The 3,515-nt window shown below is 36.1% G+C and carries 3 protein-coding genes and 1 pseudogene; all 4 read left to right on the top strand.

The genetic code is table 11. The features are described 5' to 3' along the window. A pseudogene (locus tag AC1DOS_RS18765) lies at positions 1-207 on the top strand (hypothetical protein); the annotation flags it as partial. A 666-nt stretch (positions 208-873) separates the two neighbouring features. Beyond that, positions 874-2,262 (top strand): trypsin-like peptidase domain-containing protein, encoded by a 1,389-nt coding sequence (locus tag AC1DOS_RS18760; RefSeq protein WP_477538729.1) that lies wholly within the window; start codon positions 874-876, stop codon positions 2,260-2,262. 158 nt (positions 2,263-2,420) lie between these two features. Next, positions 2,421-2,621, top strand: a complete 201-nt coding sequence (locus AC1DOS_RS18755; protein ID WP_477538728.1) for a hypothetical protein — start codon at positions 2,421-2,423, stop codon at positions 2,619-2,621. Positions 2,622-2,709: 88 nt separating this feature from the next. Continuing rightward, complete coding sequence (locus AC1DOS_RS18750; RefSeq protein WP_477538727.1) at positions 2,710-3,414, top strand: GDSL-type esterase/lipase family protein; 705 nt, start codon at positions 2,710-2,712, stop codon at positions 3,412-3,414. Positions 3,415-3,515 lie beyond the last annotated feature (101 nt).

Below are 3,515 nucleotides of genomic sequence, written 5' to 3'. Positions count from 1 at the left end.
CTTTCATGGACATATAACCCTCTAAAAAGAGACGGCAAAAATGATATAAGGAAATCGTATTTCATGCAAACCTTTGGGAATAAGACGATGACAATTCCACTACCCACATCAACTTTAGAAATTGAACCCTTCTTGGATCAACTATTCAAGCTTTGCCATAATCGTAAAAGGGCAGATCGGATAGTGGATGTTTTCGATTTTGAATGAATTGTTTTTGAAACCTTATCTGAATCGAAAGCATATATAAAATTACAGCCTTCGCACGCGACRCCTATTTGTTTTTTTGTAAACGGATGTTGAAAATACACTTCATCAAAACCACATACTTGGCATTCCATGATATGAAAGTGTTCACGGGGACCAATTAGAACATTGAGGGAAATTTCAAAATCTAAATTCATCTATATACACCTCGTATTCTTTTTCGAATATTATATCAAATTTTTAAACAATAATTTGTCATAGCTTTTTAAAAGTTTTCGACATGGTTGGGTAAATACCTTAATATTTTGTCGAATTGTCGTATGGAAGTTTTTGGGATTTGCATTTAGTTTTAAAAATTTGAAGTTATTTAGTTGTAATAGTGAAAACTCTAAAGAGAGATATCTCCAACACAAAAGGATTGTGGATTCAGCCAAAAGCAGTAATCAAGGTTTTAAGCACCCTGTATTTTGAACTGCACCTCCAATAGTTAGTTGAGTCTAACAATTGGGGTGCAGTTCATTTTCGGGTGCTTATTTTATTTGCCGTGTGTTTAAATGTTTGTGTAAAGGCTGAAAACACTACGCATATAATGTATGAAAGGATTGTATTTAATTTAATTGATAAAATTATTTATTACTGCAAAGTTGAGAAATTGTAAGGAGGAAAGGAATGTATTGTGGGATTTGTGGAAATGAGAATGATTCTAGTGCTAAATTCTGCATCCACTGCGGTAATCAAATAATAGAAATGCCTGATAAACCGAAAAGGCGAATACCATGGTTTTGGATAGCCATTTTCACTTCCTTATTTGCAGTAGGTGGTATTGGATTTGGTATCTTTACTGTTCTTAATCAACCTGAAAAAGTTGTTAAAGTTGAGACATTTAGTCAAAAAGAACAAGTGCCTGATGTAAAGAAAGACTCCGAAGAACAACAGCAAAATCAGAAGGAAAAGACGCAAATTATTAAGGAATCTCAGGGTCGTGTATATACGCTTTTTACTGAATCTGGTTTTGGTTCGGGTTTTTTATTTGAAGAGAAAGGCACTGTGGTGACGAATGCGCATGTCGTAGCTGGTTACACAGAGGTGGTTGTGCGCAATAAAAACGGGCAGCAAACGACTGGTCAAGTGATTGGGATTTCCGATATCTATGATGTTGCTTTGATTCAAGTGGATGCTTATGCAGGGACAAAGCCTCTTGAAACAGAACCAAACAAAACCGTAATTGGTTCGGAAGTGATTGCACTAGGCAGTCCACAAGGTTTCGAAAACTCCGCTTCGATTGGTTATTTAACAGGACTGGACCGCTCGTTTGAATCGGATTTTCAATATAAAAATGTCTACCAAATAGATGCTCAAATTTCTCTAGGCAGTAGTGGGGGGCCTCTCCTAGATGCAATTACTGGAAAGGTAATCGGAATCATTTCTGCTCTTCTGTCATCAGATAGTTCAATTGGATTCTCAATTCCGTTCTACACGGTGGAAGAACTATTAAGAAGCTGGTCAGATTCCCCGATGAGCCCAACCGAAGTGGAAAACGTCTTCTCGTTTTATGACGATTCTGCATATGATCCAGCAGAGTCTGAAGAGGCGGATTCGTATTATGAGGAAAATGAGGAACCTAAGGAACCTGATGTGGCAGTAGATCCAGAAGAATCAATTGAAGAAGAACCAGAAGACTTCCTAGAAGAAGATCCTTACTACTTTGATGAGATGGATCTGTCAGAGTTTACTTTGATTTTTAGAGATTACTATGAAATTGCACTTTTACATGAAGACTTTTATTTTATTGAGGATATGCTTTTATACGATAGTGAGGCGTATTGGGATATGTCTGATTACATTGATGAAATATCAGGATTAGGTATGGTATTTGACTTCATATCCAATGAAATAACCGACATCGTAATTGAATCTGATCTTGCAGTAGTTAGCACTGTCGAAGTGTTTGATTTCATGGATGTCTCAGGTGAATGGACCACGTATGAACGTAGTAAGGAATATGTGATCGTTATTGTGGATGGCATGTATCAAGTATCGGATATTATTATTCATTAAGCTAATGATTTTTGAGTGTGTCACCAACAAAAAGACTTTTGGCGACTGCCAATAGCAGTAATAAGGTTTAAATCTCATAAAATTAGATTTAAACTACCGATCTAAGTGAAAAAAGCTTCTTGAATGGCCCCACCCGCTATCGCTTGGCGGGTTTTTTGATGGGATTTTTGGTGAGCGATTGCTCAGTTGGAAAATATGAGGTCCAAGTTGGAAAAAAGGGCAGCCAAGTTGGAAAATTTGATGGCCAAGTTGGAAAAATCGCACTCCAAGTTGGAATCGAGATAAAACACCGAACGAAGGTTTGGTTACTACTTTGGTGGAAACAGAGAAATTTAAGTAAAAGTTATAATTTTCAATAAAGTTTAGTGGTGATCGATAGAGGTAATACTACTATATAAATATAGCAATTTTAGTAATTCCACAAATGAGTTGGAAGAGAAATAGGAAGTGTACATATTGAAGAAGTTTAAAGTTTGGTTCATCCTGTCTTTAGTGATGAACTTATTGTTAATTGGTATCGGTAGTTTTATTGTGTATAAACAAGGCGGAATGGCTGTTGTTAAAAAATTCTTTTCTTCAGAAGAGTATTCGGAATACTATATTCAGAAGAAGGTTTCATTCGAGTCTTATGATTATCCTGATGTGGATAAAGTTTTTCTCGGGGATAGCATCACGGATCATGGGGAATTACAAACATATTTTCCAGGTGAAGTCGTTTTGAATCGAGGAATTGTAGAAGATGACACGAAGGGTGTATTGAATCGAATCGATGAAGTGGTGAAACGTAATCCTGAAGAAGTCTATATATTGATAGGGATAAATGACATTGGCGGTAATGTTGATATCGAAGAGTATCGCAAGAATATGGAAAAGATTATTCAATCTTTTGATCACTCGTCGACCAAAGTGATTGTGCAGTCGATTCTTCCTGTTAATAACCAGGAGTTTGAAAATAAGATTTCAAATGAAACGGTTCATCAATTCAATAATGTGCTCCAACAATTGGCAAAAGAAAATGACATTCAATATGTAGATTTGAATCGACATTTTGAAAATGCTGACGGACAGTTAAAGAAAGAGTACACAGTGGACGGAATTCACTTAAGTGGTGATGGATATGATGTGTGGATGGAGAAATTGAAATCAAAATGAATGAATGGAGCGGCCGATATTACTTCGGTCGCTTTTTAAAATTGTTTTATATTCCCCATAATTTTTGATGTTCGTAAAACTATAAGGTTACTTTGTAAAGG

It is taken from the genome of Paenisporosarcina sp. P5_A11 (assembly GCF_056400705.1).
Note: the sequence above shows the minus strand (reverse complement) of the source record. Positions and strands in the feature narration are given on the sequence as shown.